The 18061-nt window shown below is 72.1% G+C and carries 20 protein-coding genes; 14 read left to right on the top strand and 6 right to left on the bottom strand.

Translation table 11 applies throughout. The annotated features are described in order from the left end of the window. The first annotated feature begins 81 nt into the window (after nt 1-81). The 7 genes from rimP to BLV96_RS27495 all read left to right on the top strand — a co-directional run bounded on the left by rimP (nt 82) and on the right by BLV96_RS27495 (nt 6791). Nucleotides 82-615: a ribosome maturation factor RimP gene (gene rimP / locus BLV96_RS27525; protein ID WP_086679483.1), complete on the top strand. Its 534-nt coding sequence runs from the start codon at nt 82-84 to the stop codon at nt 613-615. Further along, complete coding sequence (gene nusA / locus BLV96_RS27520) at nt 612-1658, top strand: transcription termination factor NusA (RefSeq protein ID WP_091389584.1); 1047 nt, start codon at nt 612-614, stop codon at nt 1656-1658. The genes rimP and nusA overlap by 4 nt, the downstream gene beginning before the upstream one ends. A 110-nt stretch (nt 1659-1768) precedes the next feature. Beyond that, entirely contained in the window at nt 1769-2053 is a 285-nt protein-coding gene (locus BLV96_RS27515) for a YlxR family protein (RefSeq protein ID WP_244180513.1), read from the top strand. Nucleotides 2054-2131: 78 nt separating this feature from the next. Then, complete coding sequence (gene infB, locus BLV96_RS27510) at nt 2132-5104, top strand: translation initiation factor IF-2 (protein WP_091389581.1); 2973 nt, start codon at nt 2132-2134, stop codon at nt 5102-5104. Between the two features lie 68 nt (nt 5105-5172). Next, a complete protein-coding gene (locus BLV96_RS27505) occupies nt 5173-5466 on the top strand; it encodes a DUF503 domain-containing protein (protein ID WP_091315631.1) in 294 nt (97 codons plus the stop codon). A 22-nt stretch (nt 5467-5488) separates the two neighbouring features. Beyond that, complete coding sequence (gene rbfA / locus BLV96_RS27500) at nt 5489-5968, top strand: 30S ribosome-binding factor RbfA (protein ID WP_091389578.1); 480 nt, start codon at nt 5489-5491, stop codon at nt 5966-5968. Between the two features lie 4 nt (nt 5969-5972). Continuing rightward, nucleotides 5973-6791 (top strand): alpha/beta hydrolase, encoded by an 819-nt coding sequence (locus tag BLV96_RS27495; RefSeq protein WP_091389575.1) that lies wholly within the window; start codon nt 5973-5975, stop codon nt 6789-6791. Here BLV96_RS27495 and BLV96_RS27490 read toward each other — a convergent pair. Further along, nucleotides 6783-7406: a class I SAM-dependent methyltransferase gene (locus BLV96_RS27490; protein ID WP_086677762.1), complete on the bottom strand. Its 624-nt coding sequence runs from the start codon at nt 7404-7406 to the stop codon at nt 6783-6785. The two genes, BLV96_RS27495 and BLV96_RS27490, sit on opposite strands and share 9 nt — an antisense overlap. Beyond that, on the bottom strand, nt 7403-7945 hold the full coding sequence (locus BLV96_RS27485) for a TetR/AcrR family transcriptional regulator (protein ID WP_086677759.1): 543 nt from the start codon (nt 7943-7945) through the stop codon (nt 7403-7405). Before BLV96_RS27485 ends, BLV96_RS27490 begins: the two co-directional genes overlap by 4 nt. A 131-nt stretch (nt 7946-8076) precedes the next feature. On the opposite strand from BLV96_RS27485, the gene BLV96_RS27480 reads away from it, so the two are divergent. Continuing rightward, nucleotides 8077-8304: a hypothetical protein gene (locus BLV96_RS27480; RefSeq protein ID WP_086677757.1), complete on the top strand. Its 228-nt coding sequence runs from the start codon at nt 8077-8079 to the stop codon at nt 8302-8304. Between the two features lie 8 nt (nt 8305-8312). After that, on the top strand, nt 8313-9458 hold the full coding sequence (locus BLV96_RS27475; RefSeq protein ID WP_086677755.1) for an SPFH domain-containing protein: 1146 nt from the start codon (nt 8313-8315) through the stop codon (nt 9456-9458). Here the strand turns inward: BLV96_RS27475 and BLV96_RS27470 are convergent. Beyond that, nucleotides 9455-10486, bottom strand: a complete 1032-nt coding sequence (locus BLV96_RS27470; protein WP_208608333.1) for a TRM11 family SAM-dependent methyltransferase — start codon at nt 10484-10486, stop codon at nt 9455-9457. The genes BLV96_RS27475 and BLV96_RS27470 overlap by 4 nt on opposite strands. A 25-nt stretch (nt 10487-10511) precedes the next feature. Here BLV96_RS27470 and BLV96_RS27465 point away from each other — a divergent pair, with 25 nt between their 5' ends. After that, nucleotides 10512-11501, top strand: coding sequence for a DHH family phosphoesterase (locus BLV96_RS27465; protein WP_086677753.1), 990 nt, complete (start codon nt 10512-10514; stop codon nt 11499-11501). A gap of 99 nt (nt 11502-11600) precedes the next feature. Beyond that, nucleotides 11601-12920, top strand: a complete 1320-nt coding sequence (locus BLV96_RS27460; protein ID WP_091389652.1) for an MATE family efflux transporter — start codon at nt 11601-11603, stop codon at nt 12918-12920. 1 nt (nt 12921) lies between these two features. Here BLV96_RS27460 and BLV96_RS27455 read toward each other — a convergent pair whose 3' ends face one another. Continuing rightward, a complete protein-coding gene (locus BLV96_RS27455; RefSeq protein WP_158104229.1) occupies nt 12922-13728 on the bottom strand; it encodes an SDR family oxidoreductase in 807 nt (268 codons plus the stop codon). 154 nt (nt 13729-13882) lie between these two features. Between BLV96_RS27455 and BLV96_RS27450 the strand changes: the two genes are divergently transcribed. Next, nucleotides 13883-15208, top strand: coding sequence for an MFS transporter (locus BLV96_RS27450; RefSeq protein ID WP_086683260.1), 1326 nt, complete (start codon nt 13883-13885; stop codon nt 15206-15208). On the opposite strand, the gene BLV96_RS27445 is transcribed toward BLV96_RS27450, so the two are convergent. Both BLV96_RS27445 and BLV96_RS27440 read right to left on the bottom strand, forming a co-directional pair. Then, nucleotides 15153-15662 (bottom strand): GNAT family N-acetyltransferase, encoded by a 510-nt coding sequence (locus BLV96_RS27445; RefSeq protein ID WP_086683263.1) that lies wholly within the window; start codon nt 15660-15662, stop codon nt 15153-15155. The two genes, BLV96_RS27450 and BLV96_RS27445, sit on opposite strands and share 56 nt — an antisense overlap. Before the next feature lie 40 nt (nt 15663-15702). Next, entirely contained in the window at nt 15703-16074 is a 372-nt protein-coding gene (locus tag BLV96_RS27440) for a VOC family protein (RefSeq protein ID WP_086683266.1), read from the bottom strand. 61 nt (nt 16075-16135) lie between these two features. On the opposite strand from BLV96_RS27440, the gene truB reads away from it, so the two are divergent. Continuing rightward, a complete protein-coding gene (gene truB, locus BLV96_RS27435; RefSeq protein WP_086683269.1) occupies nt 16136-17041 on the top strand; it encodes a tRNA pseudouridine(55) synthase TruB in 906 nt (301 codons plus the stop codon). Nucleotides 17042-17069: 28 nt separating this feature from the next. After that, complete coding sequence (locus BLV96_RS27430) at nt 17070-18053, top strand: bifunctional riboflavin kinase/FAD synthetase (protein WP_167379753.1); 984 nt, start codon at nt 17070-17072, stop codon at nt 18051-18053. Nucleotides 18054-18061 lie beyond the last annotated feature (8 nt).

Genomic DNA, 18061 nt, shown 5'->3' with positions numbered 1-18061 from the left:
CGCGCGGAGGGAACGGGGGACCGGATAAGCTGGTCCACCACCGACCCGCGCAACTCCAGCCCGAAACAAGGAGAGCCCCACGTGCCAGGAGAACTCGCCAGCCGGCTTCAGCCGATAGTGGCCGAAGCCGTCACCGCCGCGGGTTTCGACCTCGACTCGTTCGAGGTGCAGCAGGCCGGCCGGCGGCAGCTGGTCAAGGTCGTCGTCGACGCCGACGACGGGATCGGGCTGGACGAAGTGGCCGAGGTCAGCCGCAAGGTCTCGGCGGCGCTCGACGAAAACGAGCACGTGCTCGCGAGCGCGTACACGCTGGAGGTCACCTCGCCGGGCCTCGACCGCCCGCTCACCCAGCCGCGGCACTGGCGGCGCGCGCGGTACCGCCTGGTGAAGGTCACCCCGGCCGAGGGCACGGCCTTCGTCGGCCGGGTCGGTCACGCGGGCGAACACACCGCCCGCGTCCTCGAAGGCGGCAAGCTCCGCGACGTCCGCTACGCCGACGTGGCGAAGGCGGTCGTGGAGATCGAGTTCAAGCAGCCGCCCGCCGAGGACCTGAAACTGCTCGAAGACGACGCGTCCGGCATCAAGGCCGCCGAGACGGAGAAGGGGTCGAAGTGAACGTCGACATCGCCGCGCTGCGGGCGATCGAACGGGACAAGGACATCCCCTTCGAAACGGTGATCGAGGCCATCGAGACGGCCTTGCTCACCGCGTACAAGCACACCGAGGGCCACCAGCCGCACGCCCGCATCGACATCGACCGCAAGACGGGCCTGGTGCGCGTGCTCGCGCACACGCTGACCCACGACGGCCAGGTCGACGAGGAGTGGGACGACACCCCCGAGGGCTTCGGCCGGATCGCCGCCACCACCGCGCGCCAGGTCATCCTGCAGCGGCTGCGCGACGCCGAGCACGAGAAGACCTTCGGCGAGTTCTCCACCAAGGAGGGCGAGATCGTCGCCGGGGTGATCCAGCGCGACGCCCGCGCCAACGCCCGCGGCATGGTCGTGGTCCAGGTGGGCGACACCGAGGGCGTCCTGCCGTCCGCCGAGCAGGTGGCGGGGGAGTCCTACGAGCACGGCAGCCGGATCAAGGCGTACGTGGTCACCGTCTCGCGCGGCAACCGCGGCCCGCAGATCACGCTCTCGCGGTCGCACCCGAACCTGGTGCGCAAGCTCTTCGCGCTCGAGGTGCCGGAGATCGCCGACGGGACCGTCGAGATCGCCGCCGTCGCGCGCGAGCCGGGGCACCGCACGAAGATCGCGGTCAAGTCCACCGTGGCGGGCGTCAACGCCAAGGGCGCGTGCATCGGCCCGGTCGGCGCGCGCGTGCGCAACGTGATGAGCGAGCTGGCCGGCGAGAAGATCGACATCATCGACTACTCCGAGGACCCGGCCCGCTTCGTGGGGAATGCCCTGTCGCCGGCGAAGGTTGTTTCGGTACGAGTCGTGGACGAGCGGGCGAAGACCGCCCGCGTCGTGGTGCCGGACTTCCAGCTGTCGCTGGCGATCGGCAAGGAGGGCCAGAACGCCCGCCTCGCCGCCCGCCTGACCGGCTGGCGGATCGACATCCGCAGCGACGCCGCACCGGCGGACGACGAGGGTGATCAAGACCACGCCGGTCAGTCGCGGCCCGCCGCGACAACCGGTTCGGCTGAGTGAAGGTCGAAGCGCTAGACTCAGGAGTGGTTCAACGCCCGCGGCGGGTAGCCGAGCACCAGCCCCACCGGATTTCCCCGGTGCGGACTTGTGTCGGCTGCAAGCGGCGGGCATTGATCGGTGAGCTGCTGCGCGTGGTCGCGGTGGCCGGGCGGGTGGTCGTCGACGAACGTCGGCGGCTGCCGGGCCGGGGGGCTTGGCTGCACCCCGACCCGGACTGCCTGGCCAAGGCCGAACGGCGGCGGGCCTTCCCGAGAGCCCTGCGGGCTCCGGGGGCGCTCGACACCCGCGAGGTCCGCGAGCACGTCGAGCACACCGCTACGCACCACGAGCCCGGGACGTCCCCGGGGTCGCGAGGAACCAAGGAAGCAGGTCGACCCGTCATGAGTCAGCCGTGAAGCTGAAGCCATGAGCGTCAGACAATAAGGACGAGGTCAGCGGGTTTTCCGCCTGGCCTCCCCTAGATGAGGAGAGTTGTGCCAGGCAAGGCCCGCGTACACGAGCTCGCGAAGGAGCTCGGCATCACCAGCAAGGACGTTCTCGCGAAGTTGAAGGAACAGGGCGAGTTCGTCAAGTCCGCGTCGTCCACGGTCGAGGCGCCCGTCGCCCGCCGTCTCCGCGACGCGTATGCGCCCAAGGGCGCGAAGAAGCCCACCCCCGGCCCCTCGGCGCGCCCCGGCCCGCCGGCCGCGAAGCCCGCCGCCCCGAAGCCCCCCGCACCTGCCCAGCAGCAGGCGCCGGCGGCCCAGGCGACGCCCGCTCCGGCTCCGGCCGCACCCCAGCAGCAGGCGCCCGCGGCGACTAAGCCGGCCACCCCGGGGCAGCGCCCCGGCCCCCGGCCCGGCCCGCGTCAGCAGCCCGCGGCGCCCGCTCCCCAGCAGCAGGTCCCGGCCGCCAAGGCCGAGGCACCGGCCGCACCCAAGCAGGACACCCCGGCCGCGCCCGCGCAGGGCACCGGTTCGGTCGTCCCGCCGAAGCCGCAGGGCCCCAAGCCCGGCGGTCCCAAGCCCGGTCCGCGCACCCCGCGGGTCGGCAACAACCCGTTCGGCGTCGGTTCCGGCGCCCCGCCGCGTCCGCAGGCCCCGCGCCCCGGTGGCGGTCAGGGCGGCGACAACCGCCCGCCGCGTCCCGGTGGCGGTCAAGGCGGCGGTGACCGTCCGGCCCCGCGGCCCGGCGGCGGCGCCGGTGGCAACCGGCCGAGCCCGGGCAACATGCCCCCGCGGCCGAACCCCGGCATGATGCCGGGCCGCACGCAGCGTCCCGCCGGTCCCGGTGGCGGCGCGCGCGGTGGTCCCGGTGGCGGCGCCCGTGGTGGCCCCGGTGGCGGCGGTCGTCCCGGTGGCGGTGGCGGCGGTTTCCGCGGCGGTCCCGGTGGCGGTGGCGGCGGCGGTGGCTTCCGCGGCGGTCCCGGTGGCGGCGGCGGTGGCGGCGGTTTCCGTCCCGGCGGTGGCACGGGTGCCCCGGCCGGTGGCGGCGGCTTCCGCGGTGGCGGCGGCGGTCGTGGCGGCCCCGGTGGCCGTGGCGGTACCGCGGGTGCCTTCGGGCGCCCGGGTGGTCCCTCGCGCAAGGGCCGCAAGTCGAAGCGGCAGAAGCGCCAGGAGTACATGGACAACATGCAGGCGCCCAGCGTCGGCGGCGTCCGCCTGCCCAAGGGGCAGGGCGAGACGATCCGGCTGCCGCGGGGTGCTTCGCTGACCGACTTCGCCGAGAAGATCGACGCCAACCCGGCTTCGCTGGTGCAGGTGCTCTTCCACCTCGGCGAGATGGTCACCGCGACGCAGTCCGTGTCGGACGACATCCTCGAGCTGCTCGGCGGCGAAATGAACTACACGGTTCAGGTCGTCAGCCCCGAGGAAGAAGACCGCGAGCTGCTGGAGACCTTCGACATCACCTACGGCGACGACGCCGGTGGCGAAGAGGATCTGCAGGTCCGGCCGCCGGTCGTGACCATCATGGGTCACGTCGACCACGGTAAGACCCGGCTGCTCGACACGATCCGGAAGACGAAGGTCCGCGAGAGCGAGGCCGGCGGCATCACGCAGCACATCGGTGCGTACCAGATCGAGACCGAGCTCGAGGGCAACCCGCGGCTGATCACCTTCATCGACACCCCGGGTCACGAGGCGTTCACCGCCATGCGTGCCCGTGGTGCCAACTCGACCGACATCGCGGTGATCGTGGTGGCGGCCGACGACGGTGTGATGCCGCAGACGGTCGAGGCGATCAACCACGCGCAGGCCGCCAAGGCCCCGATCGTGGTCGCGATCAACAAGATCGACAAGGAAGGCGCGAACCCGGACAAGATCCGGCAGCAGCTGACCGAGTACGGCCTGGTCGCCGAGGAGTACGGCGGCGACACGATGTTCGTCGAGATCTCCGCGCGGCAGAACATCAACATCGACGGCCTGCTCGAGGCGATCCTGCTGACCGCCGACGCCGCTCTGGACCTCCGGGCCAACCCGGACATGGAGGCCCAGGGTGTCGCGATCGAGGCGCACCTCGACCGCGGCCGCGGCCCGGTGGCCACCGTCCTGGTCCAGCGCGGCACGCTGCGCGTCGGCGACTCGGTCGTGGCGGGTGACGCCTACGGCCGCGTCCGCCGGATGGTCGACGAGCACAACGTCGACGTCACCGAGGCGCTGCCGTCGCGTCCCGTCCAGGTCATCGGGTTCACCTCGGTGCCGGGTGCGGGCGACACCTTCCTGGTGGTCGACGAGGACCGCGTCGCCCGGCAGATCGCCGAGCGCCGCGCCGCTCGTACGCGCAACGCGCTCAACGCGTCGCGCCGCAAGCGGGTCAGCCTCGAGGACCTCGACTCCGCCTTGAAGGAGACGAACAGCCTCAACCTGATCATCAAGGGTGACAACTCGGGTACGGTCGAGGCCCTCGAAGCCTCGCTGCTCCAGCTGGACGTCGGCGACGAGGTCGAGCTGAACGTGGTCCACCGCGGTGTCGGTGGCGTGACCGAGTCGGACATCGACCTGGCGACCGCGTCCGACGCGATCGTCCTCGGGTTCAACGTCCGCGCCCAGGGCAAGGCGACCGAGCGGGCCACCCGCGAGGGCGTCGACGTCCGGTACTACACGGTCATCTACCAGGCGATCGACGAGATCGAGCAGGCCCTCAAGGGCATGCTCAAGCCGGAGTACGAAGAGGTCGAGCTGGGCCGCGCGGAGGTTCGCGAGGTCTTCAAGTCCTCCAAGATCGGCACGATCGCGGGTTGCCTGGTCATGTCCGGCGAGATCCGGCGCAACGCCCGGGCCCGTCTGCTCCGCGACGGCACGGTCGTCGCGGAGAACCTGCCGATCAGCTCGCTGCGGCGGTTCAAGGACGACGTGGTCGAGGTCCGCGAGGGCTACGAGTGCGGTCTGACGCTCGGTTCGTACGGCGACATCAAGGTCGACGACGTGATCGAGACGTACGAGCAGCGCGAGAAGCCCCGCGCGTAAGGAAGTCCGGCACCGGGTGCGCGTTCGCGCGCACCCGGTGTCTCCCTACTACACCACCCAAACTGCCTATGTTCGTCGGAGCTCTCGAGCTCGACATCCTGCTCGGCGACGTCCATTCGCTGAAGCAGAAGCGATCCGTGGTCCGTCCGGTGCTGGCCGAGGTGCGCAAGCGCTTCGCCGTGTCGGTGGCCGAAGCCGGGCACGCCGACCTGCACCGCCGGACCCTCATCGGGGTGGCCGTGGTCGCCGAAGGTGGCGAGCACGTCCGGGACGTGCTCGACTCGTGTGAGCGGTACGTGGCGAGCCGGCCGGAGTTCGAACTGCTCTCCGCCCGCCGCCGGCTGCTCGGTCCAGACGATTAGATCTTTTTTCTAGGAGAACGACATGGCTGATCCGGCTCGGGCTCGCAAGCTCGCGAAGCGGATCTCGCAGATCGTGGCGTCCGCGATCGAGCACGAGGTCAAGGACCCCCGGCTGAACTACGTGACCATCACGGACACGAAGGTCACCGGCGATCTGCACGACGCCACGGTGTACTACACGGTGCTCGGCGAGAAGCTGGACTCCGTCCCGGACTTCGCCGGTGCGGCGGCCGCGCTCGAATCGGCGCGCGGCGTGCTGCGCACGAAGGTCGGCCAGGGCACCGGGGTCCGCTACACGCCGACGCTGACGTTCGTCGCGGACACGATCCCCGAGGAGTCGAAGCGGATCGAGGACCTCCTGGCGAAGGCCCGCGAGGCCGACGCGGAGGTCGCGCGCCGTTCCGCCGGCGCCCAGCACGCGGGCGACGCCGACCCGTACAAGGCACCCCGCGAAGACACCGAAGACGACGACGAGCTCGCGGAGGAGGAGAGCCGGGGCTGACCCCGTGCTCTCCCGCCGCGGCCTGCTCGCCGGCAGCACACTGGCGCTGCTGGCGGGCTGCTCGTCCGCCGAACCGGCGCCGGGCCCACCCCCGGTGCCGGCCCCGACCCGCCCCTCGGCGCCGAGCGCGCCGGTGACGGTCCAGCGCATGCCCTCGGCCGCCCGCGGCACGGACGTCGACCTGGTCCTCATCACGCCCGAAGGCGTCCCGTCGTCGGGACTGCCCGTGTGCCTGGCCCTGCACGGCCGCGGCGCCCGCGCGCGGACGTTCCTCGACCTGGGAGTTCCCGCGGCGTTGACGCGGGCCGTGCGCGAGGGCGTCCCGCCGTTCGCGGTGGCCGCGGTCGACGGCGACCACTACTGGGTCGGCGTCGGCGAGGACGACGACCCGCAGCGCATGCTCACCGACGAAGTCCCGGCCTGGCTGACGGCCCGCGACCTGCGTCCGGCGTCCGCGGTGTTCGGCATTTCCATGGGCGGCTTCGGCGCCCTGCGCTTCGCCCGCGCGCACCCGGACCTGAAGGCGGTCGCGACGGCGAGCGCGGCCCTGTTCGTCAGCTGGCCGGATGCCCGCAGCCGCAAGGTGTTCTCGGACGAGGCCAACTGGCGTGCCGAGGAACCGTTGCTGCACACGGGAGAACTGCGCCCGGACGCGGTGGGCGTCTGGTGCGGCGAGTCCGACCCGTTCCTGAGCGCGGACCGCAAGCTGGTGAAGGCGGTTTCGCCTGCCGTGTCGAGGTTTTCCCCCGGCGGTCACCAGGACGAGTACTGGCGCGGGATCCTGCCGGACGTCCTGAAGTTCGTGGGACAGCGCCTAAACTGACGCGCGCGCGAAGAGAATCGCCTGCGACACTTCGTTTCCGGGGTTCAGCGCCCACTCCGCCTCGATCGTGAACCCGGCCGCGCGCACCCGTTTGGCCAGCCACCACGGTTGCCGCAGGTGGACGTGGACCCGCATCGGGTGCCCGCCGTAGCCCTGGGTCTTCAGCCGCGTTCCCACGCCGACGTGGTAGCCGATCACCAGCAGGCCGCCCGGCCGCAGCACCCGCCGGAAGTGCCCGAGTGCCACCGGTACCGACTCGTCCGGGACGTGGATCAGCGACCAGAACGCCAGCACGCCCGCCACCGACTCCGCGGGCAGCGCCAGGTCCGTCATCGAGCCCACGTCGAACCGCAGTTCCGGATGGGTCTGCCGGGCCAGGTCGACCATCGCGGGCGAAAGGTCGATACCGGACACCTCGGCGCCCAGCGAGGCCAGGTGCGCCGTGAAGTGGCCCGGGCCGCAGCCGACGTCCACCGCCGGCCCGTCGACCTCGGCCGCGAACAGCGCCAGCGCCGCCCGCATGTGCGGCTGCTTGTCCAGGGCGCCGGAAACGAACTCGGCGTAGCTCGCCGCCACCGTGTCGTACGACGTGCGGGTGTCCGCCAGCCAGGTCATCGCGCCCGCAGTCCGTCGAGGACCATGCCGAGCGCGCGCCGCCAGTCCGGGGTCGCCGTCGCCGCGGCGAACACGATCGCCAGGTCTTCCGCGCGGAAGTCCGTCCGCAACGCGCCGGCCTCCTGAGCGCGCGAGATGATCCGGTTCATCCGGGAACCGTTGGCCTGCTTGGCTTTCTCCAGTCCCGACGCGGGGTCGAACACACGCGAGCACACTTCGGTGAAGCCGCGGTCGGAGACCTGCATCAGCACCGACCGCTCGAGGAAGAGCACGAAACCGTCCCACGGGTCGGCCACGGCGAGGGCTTCTTCGGTGACCGCCTGGGCTTCTTCCAGCGTCGGCAGGAACGCCGCCTCGACCAGGTCGGCCCGGGTCGGGAACCGGTTGTAGAGCGTCCCGATCGCGACTTCGGCGCGGCGCGCGATCTCGTCGAGCGGGGCGTCGACGCCCTTGGCGCCGAACACCTCCCGCGCGGCCGCCACCAGCGCTTCCCGGTTGCGCCGGGCGTCCGCGCGCAGGGGACGTTGCTCGACGGTCACGCTCCGGAGTATAGCCGCGAAGGTTGCCTCCTGATCGGAACCTCACAGTGCCCACCGCCCGCGTGCGCCGGGAGCACAATGGTGCCAGCGGGGGATCCCGCACCGAGACGGCCATCGAGGGAGGTCGGCGCATGCACTCCGACCTGTCCCCGGCCGGCCGCACCGGAGTCCTCCTCGTCGGCACCCGCGGGCAGCGGGGACCCGGGGAGGTGCTGATCAGGATCAGGGGCGGCCTGGAAACCTTCCTTGCCTGGTCCGACACGGAGCTGCCGAAGGGCACGACCGTCCTGGTCGTGGAAACCCGGGGCCGGCGCACGGTCGACGTCGTGGCGTGGGACGCCTCGGATCCTTCTGAATAAGGACAGCCATGTTCGGGTACCGCGTTCCCGCGCCCAACGAGGCGATGCTGATCTCCGGGGGCAAGCACAGCAAGGGCGCGTCGCCGTTCCGGGTCGTCACCGGCCACGGCGCGTTCGTCATGCCGGTCTTCCGGAAGGTCCGGTTCCTCACGCTTTCCATGTGTGAGGCCGAAGTGACCGAAGTGTGCGTCACGAAACAGGCCATCGCCCTGACCGTGCGGGCGGTGATCGCGTTCAAGGTCGGCAACGACACCGAGAGCATCGTCAACGCCGGCCAGCGGTTCCTCTCCGACCAGGACCAGATGTCCGTGCTGACCGGGCGGATCTTCGCCGGGCACCTGCGCTCGATCATCGGGTCGATGACGGTCGAGGAGATCATCACCGAGCGGCAGAAGCTCGCGACCGAGGTGCTGGACGGCTCGGCCGTGGAGATGGCGAAGATCGGGCTGACCGTCGACGCGCTGCAGATCCAGTCGATCGACGACATGAAGCTCGGCTACATCGCCGCGATGGCCGCGCCGCACAACGCCGCCATCCAGCGGGACGCCCAGATCGCCCAGGCGGTGGCGAACCAGACCGCCGCGGAGGCCGAGCAGAAGTCCCAGCGGACGCAGGCGGAGTACGCCCGGCAGACGTCGATCGTGCAGGCGCAGTACCGCGCCGAGGTCGAGGCGGCCCAGGCCGAGGCCGCCCAGGCCGGTCCGCTCGCGCAGGCCAAGGCGCAGCAGGAGGTCATCGACGCGCGCACGGAACTGGCCCAGCGCGAGGCCGAACTGCGTCAGCAGCAGCTGGTGGCCGAGGTGATCAAGCCGGCGGACGCGGAGGCCGAGCGGATCCGCATCCTCGCGCTGGCCGAGGCGGAGCGGATGCGCGTGCAGGCGGAGGCGGCCGCGTCGAACAACCGGGTCGCGCTCGACCGGATGCTCATCGACCAGCTGCCGCAGATCGTCAAGGAAGCCGGGCGCGGCCTGTCCGGCGCGAACGTCAACATCCTCAACGGCGCCGACGGCCTCGGCGAGATGGCCGCCGGGCTCGTCGGCCAGGGACTGTCCATCTTGGACTCGGTGAAGCGCGGCCTGAGCACGTCGCCCGCGCCCGCCGTGGCTCCCGAGGAGAACGGGCAGGTGACCAAGCCCGAGCTGACGCAGTCCTAGGAAGCGGGCTTCACCGCGACGACCAGGTCACGCAGGATGGCCTGGTCGACCCGGTGGGTGAACTCGTCCCACGGCCCGCCTTCGCGGACGTCGAGCCCGGCCTTGCGCAGCACCTCGACGAGCTCCTCGCGCGGCAACACGGTGGTGTTCCACGAGATGCCGAGCGCCCCGCCGGGCCGCAGCACCCGCGTCCACACCGGGACGGCCGCGGCGAGCAGGTCGCGCGGGCTGCGCTGCAGGCCCGTTTCGCGGTGGCTGCCGTGCTGGACGCCGTAGGGCGCGTCGGTGACGATCACGTCGGTGGAGTTCGCCCGCAGCACCTCGTCGGTGGTCAGCGTGTCGGCCTGGAAGTAGGTGAGCTTGCGGGTGTCGCCCGCTTTGTACGCTTCCTTGTCGAGCGCGTACTCGATGTCGAGGCGCCGGCCGAGCCGGACCTTGTTGCGTCGCAACTGTCCCGAGTCGGCGGTGTGCTTGACGCGCTTGTTGCGCAGCCACGTCTTGATGAACGCTTCGTAGGCCTCGAAGTCCTTGGCGTCGACGTCCAGGCCGGTCGCGTGCAGGCCGTACATCATCGCCTGGTTGAGCGTGGTGCCGCGGCCGCACAGCGGGTCGAGCAGGTACTTCGGCCGGTCGGAGAACGGGTCCGCGGTGGCCAGCAGCGTCACGTTCAGCAGCAGCTTCGTGAACGACTCGTTGGTCTTGCCCGGGTACTTCTGGATGGTCAGCAGGTCCGAGTCGGCCTTCGCCAGCGGCGTCACGGTGACCGGACGGAGAACGCCGTCACCCAGCTCGAACAGCGCGTAGAGCGACGAAAGGTTCGACAGCAGCGCGAGGTCGCGCTCGCCGAGGGGCACCGAGCTGGTGAAGCGCACGTACCCGACGCCGCCGAGCTCGACCTCCTCGATCCCGGACAGCTCGGCCGGCAGCACCGCGCCGAACACCGCCAGCTCGGCGCGCAGCAGCGCGGGGGAGGAGGCGGCGTAGACCCGGTTGGCTGACGGGTGGACCAGGATCACGTACTCAGGCATCCCGCAGAGCGTAGCGTGACGCACCGTGACCCCTACTTTGGCGCAGGACATCCGGGACGCGGCCGCGCTGCTCGCGTCGGCGACCGACGTGACGGTGCTCGGCCACGTCCGCCCGGACGCGGACGCCCTCGGCAGCGCGCTCGCCCTCGGCCGGGCGCTGCACCAGCGCGGCGCGCGCGTCCGCGTCTCGTTCGGCGAGCCGGACGAGGCCCCGGAGACGCTGCGGTGGCTCGACGAGGACGGCCTGCTCACCCACCCGGACGACCTGCCCGACAGCGAAGCGCTGCTGGTCTGCGTCGACACGCCGGTGCCGAAGCGGCTGGGCCGGCTCGCCGGGCGCGTCGAGCTCGCCGGCGCGGTGCTGGTGATCGACCACCACGCGACCAACACGTTCTACGGCGGCTGCAACGTCGTCGACGAGAGCGCCGAGGCCAGCGCGATCCTGGTGTTCCGGATCCTGGACGCGCTGGGCGTCGAGCTGGACGAGCCGATCGCGCGCGGGATCTACGCGGGGATCGTCACCGACACGAGCGGGTTCCGCCGGGCGAGCCCGGAGACGCACCGCATGGCCGCGCGGCTGCTGGAGGCGGGCGTGGATCCGGAGAAGGTGGTGCGGCGGATCGTCGACGAGCGGCCGTTCGAGTGGCTGCCGATGCTGTCGTCGGTGCTTCGCGAGGCTTCTTTGGAGCCGGAAGCGGCGCAGGGGCGGGGTTTCGTGCACGCGGTGGTGCGCGTGGACGAGGCACGGACGGTCCGCGGCGAAGAGGTCGAGTCGGTGATCGACGTGGTCCGGTCGGTCCGCGAGGCGGCGGTCGCGGCGGTGCTCAAGCAGGACGTGACGAACCCGGCCCAGTGGCAGATTTCGCTGCGCTCGATCGGAATCGACGTATCGGCGGTAGCGGCCGAGTTCGGCGGCGGCGGTCACCGGCAGGCGGCGGGCTGCACGATCGCGGGGACGGCTGAGGAGGTTCTCGCGGGGTTGCGGGAGGCGCTGGAGCGGGCCCCGCTGCTGTAGCCGGCCGGCCCCCGCACCAGTCGGACGACAGCCGTCGAAAGTTCCCCAGTTCCCACCGGTCAGAAACTGTCGGCCCCGGCGGTTAGAGTCCGGTTCGTGGTGAACGTGGAGGAGACGGAGCGGCTCCCGGCCAAGCGCGTGCTCGGCCTGGCCGTGCCCGCGCTGGGGGTGCTGGCCGCCGAGCCGTTGTACGTGCTGGTCGACACCGCCGTCGTCGGCCACCTGGGCGCGCTGCCGCTGGCCGGGCTCGCGCTCGGCGGGGTCGTGCTGGCCCAGGTGTCGAGCCAGCTGACGTTCCTGTCGTACGGCACGACGTCCCGCACCGCCCGGCTGCACGGGGCCGGCCGGCGCGCCGACGCGGTCCGCGAAGGCGTCCAGGCGACGTGGCTGGCGGTGCTCGTCGGGCTCGTGGTGCTGGCGGCGGGGCAGCTGCTGGCGTGGCCGATCGCGCGGGCGCTGTCGGGCAGTGACGAGGTCGCCGGCGCGGCCGTGTCGTGGGTGCGGATCGCGCTGTTCGGGGCGCCGCTGATCCTCGTCACCATGGCGGGCAACGGCTGGATGCGCGGGGTCCAGGACGCCGCGAAGCCGCTGCGGTACGTGCTGGCGGGCAACGGGATTTCCGCGGTGCTGTGCCCGGTGCTCGTCTACGGCGCGGACCTCGGGCTGGAGGGCTCGGCGATCGCGAACGTCGTGGCGCAGGTGATCTCGGCGTCGCTGTTCATCGTGGCGCTGGTGCGCGAAAAGGTCGGCCTGCGCCCGGACTTCAAGGTGATGCGCGCCCAGCTGGGCCTGGGCCGCGACCTGGTGCTGCGCAGCCTGGCGTTCCAAGCGTGCTTCATTTCGGCGGCGGCGGTGGCGGCCCGCACGTCGACGGAAGCGGTGGGCGCGCACCAGGTGGTGCTGCAGCTGTGGACGTTCCTGGCGCTGGTGCTGGACTCGGTGGCGATCGCGGCCCAGTCCCTGGTGGGCGCCGCCTTGGGCGCGAACTCGGCGAGGCAGGCGCGCGGGGTGGCGGCGCAGATCACGGGGTACGGGCTCCTGCTGGGGTGCTTCCTGTGCGTGCTGTTCGCGGCGCTGTCGTGGGTGCTGCCGCACGCGTTCACGTCGGATCAGGGGGTGCTGGCCGAGATCCCGCACGCGTGGTGGTTCTTCGTGGCCCTGCAGCCGATAGCGGGGGTGGTGTTCGCCTTGGACGGAGTGTTGCTGGGAGCGGGCGACGCGGCCTTCCTGCGCAACGCGACCCTCGGCAGCGCGGCCCTGGGTTTCTTGCCGCTGATCTGGGCTTCGCTGGCCTTCGGGTGGGGCCTGACGGGGATTTGGATCGGGCTGTCGCTCTTCATGGTGCTGAGGCTGGTGTTCGTGCTGGTCCGCTGGCGGGGCGGCAACTGGGCGGTGACGGGAGCGATCCGCCCCGCGTGAGTCAAGCCCGCCGGGCGTGCCGGACCCGCCGGTCCACCATCCGCCGCAAGAACGGCGCCGCCAACGGCCCCAAAGCCGCCAGCAAAGCCACCGACCGATCCGGGTAGACGGCGTACCGTTCCCGCTCCACCGCCCGCACGATCGCCGAAGCGACGGCCTCCGCCGCCATCGGCCGGATGGTCCCGCTGATCGCCGCCGTCTCGACCGGCTTCCACCGGTTCTCCTCGGCCAGCTGCGGCGTGTCCACGTCCGGCGGATACACACAAGCGACGTGCACCCCGGCCGGGTTCAGCTCGTCCCGCAACGCCTCCATCAACCCCCGCACCGCGAACTTCGCCGGCGCGTACGCCGTGTACCCGTAAATCCCCAGCACCGCGGCCGCCGAGGAAATCGCCACGATCGATCCCGACCGCCGCCGGACCATCGACGGCGCCACCTCCCGAACCGCGTGCAGCGTCCCGAAGTAGTCGACCTCCACCATCCGCCGGAACACCTCGTCGTCCAGCGAAAGAAACTCGCCCGGACGCGCCTGCCCCGCACACGTCACCAGCACATCGCACGGCCCGGCGACGGAAACCAAACCAGCGAAAGCCGCGGCCACCTCCTCCTGCGAGGAGACGTCGGCCACCGCGGTCCGCACCGAATACCCGCGTGACTTCAACGACACGGACGCCTTCCGCAGCCGGGATTCGTCCCGCGCCACCAGTGACACCGACGCGCCACGCGCACCCAGTGCCGCCGCCGTCGCCAGCCCGATCCCGCTGGACCCGCCCGTGATCACCGCGTGCGCCCCGTGGAGCCCGGTCACCACACCACCCCCGAATATGAAGGAGATTCACATAAAACCATGTGGTGAACGCCACCGGGATAACAGCTATGTTTCGTCGTTGCTTAGGCGCTACAAGTAGTAGGGACGGCAGCGCAGGCGTCCACCACGAAACGCCGAATCCCTGGAGGAACTTGTGCCGCCCGCCACCGGCCGCGCCACCGCCCGGTCCTGGCTCATCTGGCTCGCCGCCGTCACCGTCTACCTCCTCGCGGTCTTCCACCGCACCTCCTTCGGCGTCGCCGGGCTGCAGGCGGCCGAACGCTTCGGCGTCGGTGCGGCCGCGCTCGGGACGTTCACCGTCCTGCAGGTGGGCGTCTACGCCGCCATGCAGATCCCGACCGGCGTCCTGGTCGACCGCTACGGCCCCCGCCGCGTCCTCACCGTCGCCGTGCTGATCCTGGGCGCCGGCCAGCTCCTCCTCGGCGTCGCCCACTCCTACGGCCTCGGCCTGCTCGCCCGCGGCGTCCTCGGCCTCGGCGACGCGCTCACCTTCGTCAGCGTCCTGCGCCTGGTCGCCGCCCACTTCCCGGGCCGCCAGTACGCGCTGCTGACGTCGTTCACCGCGGCCGTCGGCTACATCGGCAACCTCGCCGCCACCGTCCCGCTCTCGCTGGTGCTCGACGGCGCCGGCTGGACGCCGACCTTCCTCGCCGTCGGCGCCATCACCGTCCTCTACACCGTCGTCGTGGCCCTGCGCGTCCGCGACGTCCCGGCCGGCGAACAGCCGCCCGTCCGCGAAGAAGTCCGTCCGCGCCAGCTCGCCCACCAGGTCGCCGAGGCCTGGCGGACGCCGGGGACGCGCCTGGGCTTCTGGGTCCACTTCAGCACGATGTTCGCCCCCAACGCCCTGACGCTGCTGTGGGGCGTCCCGTGGCTCGTGCAGGGCCAGGGCCAGTCGAAGGCCACCGCCAGTGCGCTGCTCACCGTGTTCGTCTTCGGCTCGATGGCCGGCGGCCCGCTGCTCGGCGGCGTGATCGGCCGGCACCCGTCGCTGCGGATGCCGCTGGTCGGCGGCTACATCGGCGGGGCCGCGCTGATCTGGGCGCTGCTGCTGAGCTGGCCGGGCACGGTGCCCGTGCCGGTCCTGGTGCCCGCCTTCGCGTTCCTCGCCCTCGGCGGCCCGGCGTCGATGATCGGCTTCGCCCTCGCCCGCGACTACAACCCGCTCAGCCGCGTCGGCACCGCGACCGGCGTGGTGAACGTCGGCGGCTTCGTGGCGACGACCATCGCCGCCCTGCTCGTCGGCGTGCTGCTGCAGTGGACCGGCGGCAGCTTCCGGCTCTCGCTGCTGGCCATCGTCGCGATCCTGGCGCTGGGCACGGCCCGGATGCTCGTGTGGTGGCGCCGCACCCGCGCCCACCTCTTCCTGGCCGAGGCCCGCGGCGAGGAGCTGCCCGTCCGGATCACCCGCCGCCGCTGGGACGCCGCCCTGCCGGAGACGCCGATCGTGGCCGCTTGACCGACGCCTGCAGCAGCTGCGGCGCGACCGCGAACCCGCGCCGCTCGTAGGCCGGCACGGCCGACCCCGAGGAGTGCACGGTGACGCGCTCCAGCTCCAGCTCTTCGGCCAGCCGCAGGACGGCTTCGATCAGCATCCCGCCGAGCCCGCCGCGACGCGCTTCCGGCACGACGTAGACGCTCTGCACGTCGCCGCAGGCCCTCGTGAACGCCGTCGGCGTCGGCACGCGCGGGGTGACCGCCAGGAACGCCATCCCGAGCACCCGCCCGTCCTGTACGACCACGAGGCAGTGGTGGGTGGCCGCGTTCTCCCGCGCCCACCGGGCGAACTCGCGCACGAACTCCGCGCGGCCGTCACCGGGCAGGCCGTCCTGCTCGGCCACCCAGCGCCACCGCAGTTCGGCGACGGCTTCCAGTTCGGCGGGCCGGACGGCCCGGGCTTCGATGTCCGTCACACCCCCATCCTGGCGGACGCCGATCGTGGCCGCCGGAGTGTCAGGGCACCAGCCAGCACAGGCAGAAGGGGTGCCCGGCCGGGTCGGCGTACACCTGGAAGTCGTCGCCGGACGTGCTGCCGGCCGCGGCCTTCAGCACGGTGGCACCGAGCGCCGTGACGTGTTCGTGGGCTTCGGCGAAGTCCTCGACCCACAGGTCGAGGTGCACCTGCTGGGGTACCGGCCCGTCCGGCCACGCCGGCGGCGTGTGGCCGGGCGCGAGCTGGACGCCGATCCGCGGCGCCCCGGCCACGGTGACCATGTGCCAATCGCCGTCCTCGTCCACCTCGCCGCCGAGCACGCCGGCCCAGAAGCTGCTTTCGGCCGCGAGGTCGGCCGCGTCGAAGGTGACCACCTGGTGTCTGATCCGCATGCGCCCAGCCTGCCCGAGCGGCCTGATCGACCCACGATCGGCGGCCAGTAGGGTTTGCCGCGTGTCGAGCCCCAAACCGCCCCGCCGTCCCGCCCCGCCGCCCGGTCTCCTGATCGTCGACAAGCCCGCCGGCATGACGTCGCACGACGTCGTCGCCCGCGCCCGCCGGATCATGGGCACCCGCAAGGTCGGGCACGCCGGCACGCTCGACCCGATGGCGACCGGCGTGCTGGTGCTCGGCATCGAGCGCGCGACCAAGCTGCTCGGCCACCTGGCGCTGGACCGCAAGACCTACCTCGCCACCCTCAGCCTCGGCAGCAGCACCACGACCGACGACGCCGAGGGCGAGGTCCTCACCGAAGCCGAGACCGCGAACGTCACCGACGAAGACATCGCGAACGGCGTCGAAAAGCTCACCGGCGACATCCAGCAGGTGCCGAGCGCGGTCAGCGCGGTCAAGATCGACGGCAAGCGCGCCTACGCCCGCGTCCGCGCCGGCGAGGACGTCGTGATCCCGGCCCGTCCGGTGACCGTCTACCGCTTCGACGTCCTCGGCATCCGCCACGAGGACGACCGCGTCGAGGTCGACGCCGTCGTCGAGTGCTCGTCCGGCACCTACGTCCGCGCGCTGGCCCGCGACCTCGGCGCGGACCTCGGCGTCGGCGGGCACCTGAAGGCGCTGCGGCGCACGACTGTCGGCCCGTTCACCCTCGCCAAGGCCCGGACCCTCGACCAGCTCGAAGAGCAGCCGGAACTGAGCCTGGACCTCGACGCCGCGGTCGCCGCGGCCTTCCCGCGCCGCGACCTCGACGCCGCCACGGCGAAGGCGGTCCGGCACGGCCAGCGCATCCCGGCCGCCGGTCTCGACGGAACTTACGGCGTCTTCGGGCCCGACGGCCGGGTGCTCGCGCTGGCCGCCGACGAAGAAGGCGTGTCCCGCGCAGTGGTGGTGTTGCTGCCCGCCTAGGGTGGCTCTTGAGAGACGGGAGTCTGACGTGCTGCGGTGGCGTGGGCTGGGGGACCTCCCCGGGGGCTGGGGCCGGTGCGTGGTCACCATCGGCGTGTTCGACGGTGTGCACCGCGGGCACCAGGAGCTGGTGAGCCGGACCGTCGCCGCGGCGGCCGAACGCGGGCTGCCGAGCGTGATGCTGACGTTCGACCCGCACCCGTCGGAGGTCCTGCGCCCGGGCAGCCACCCGGCGCAGCTGACCACGTTGCGGCGCAAGGCGGAGATCGTCGAAGGCCTCGGCATCGACGTCTTCTGCGTGCTGCCCTTCACCCTGGAGCTGTCCCGGCTGCAGCCGGAGGAGTTCGTGCACGAGGTGCTCGTCGACCGGCTGCACGCGGCCGCGGTGATCGTCGGCGACAACTTCACCTTCGGCGCCAAGGCCGCCGGCGACGTCGCCCTGCTGCGCACCCTCGGCCGCCGGTTCGGCTTCGCCGCCTACGGCGCCGAACTGCAGGGCAAAGAACTGTCCGAAGAGGACCAGTCGGCGATCACGTTCTCCAGCACCTACGTCCGGTCGTGCATCGACGCCGGGGACGTCGTCGCCGCGGCCGAAGCGCTCGGCCGGCCGCACCGCCTCGAAGGCATCGTCGTGCGCGGCGACGGCCGCGGCCACGAGCTCGGCTACCCGACGGCGAACCTGTCGACGCCCCGCTTCGCCGCCGTCCCGGCCGACGGCGTCTACAGCGCCTGGTTCACCCGCTCGGCCGATCCGTCGCGCCGGCTGCGCGCCGCGGTCTCGGTCGGCACGAACCCGACGTTCTCCGGGCGCGAGCGGACCGTCGAGGCGTTCGTCCTCGACGTCGACGAGGACTTCTACGGCCAGCACGTGGCCATCGACTTCGTGACGCGGCTGCGCGACCAGGTCCGGTTCGCCGACTCGGCCGGGCTGGTCACGCAGATCGACGACGACGTGATCGAGACGAGAAAGGCACTGGAGGTGCCCCCGGACACCCCTACCGGGGGCGAATAGGGGAATTC

Source organism: Amycolatopsis pretoriensis (genome assembly GCF_900107925.1).
Lineage (GTDB): Bacteria > Actinomycetota > Actinomycetes > Mycobacteriales > Pseudonocardiaceae > Amycolatopsis > Amycolatopsis pretoriensis.
This window is presented reverse-complemented; position numbering and strand designations above follow the sequence as displayed.

Coding starts and splice junctions, on each gene's coding strand:
- BLV96_RS27505 (WP_091315631.1), top strand. CDS start 5,173: ATGTTCGTCGGAGCTCTCGAGCTCGACATCCTGCTCGGCGACGTCCAT.
- rbfA (WP_091389578.1), top strand. CDS start 5,489: ATGGCTGATCCGGCTCGGGCTCGCAAGCTCGCGAAGCGGATCTCGCAG.
- BLV96_RS27490 (WP_086677762.1), bottom strand. CDS start 7,406: ATGACCTGGCTGGCGGACACCCGCACGTCGTACGACACGGTGGCGGCG.
- BLV96_RS27480 (WP_086677757.1), top strand. CDS start 8,077: ATGCACTCCGACCTGTCCCCGGCCGGCCGCACCGGAGTCCTCCTCGTC.
- BLV96_RS27475 (WP_086677755.1), top strand. CDS start 8,313: ATGTTCGGGTACCGCGTTCCCGCGCCCAACGAGGCGATGCTGATCTCC.
- BLV96_RS27470 (WP_208608333.1), bottom strand. CDS start 10,486: ATGCCTGAGTACGTGATCCTGGTCCACCCGTCAGCCAACCGGGTCTAC.
- BLV96_RS27440 (WP_086683266.1), bottom strand. CDS start 16,074: ATGCGGATCAGACACCAGGTGGTCACCTTCGACGCGGCCGACCTCGCG.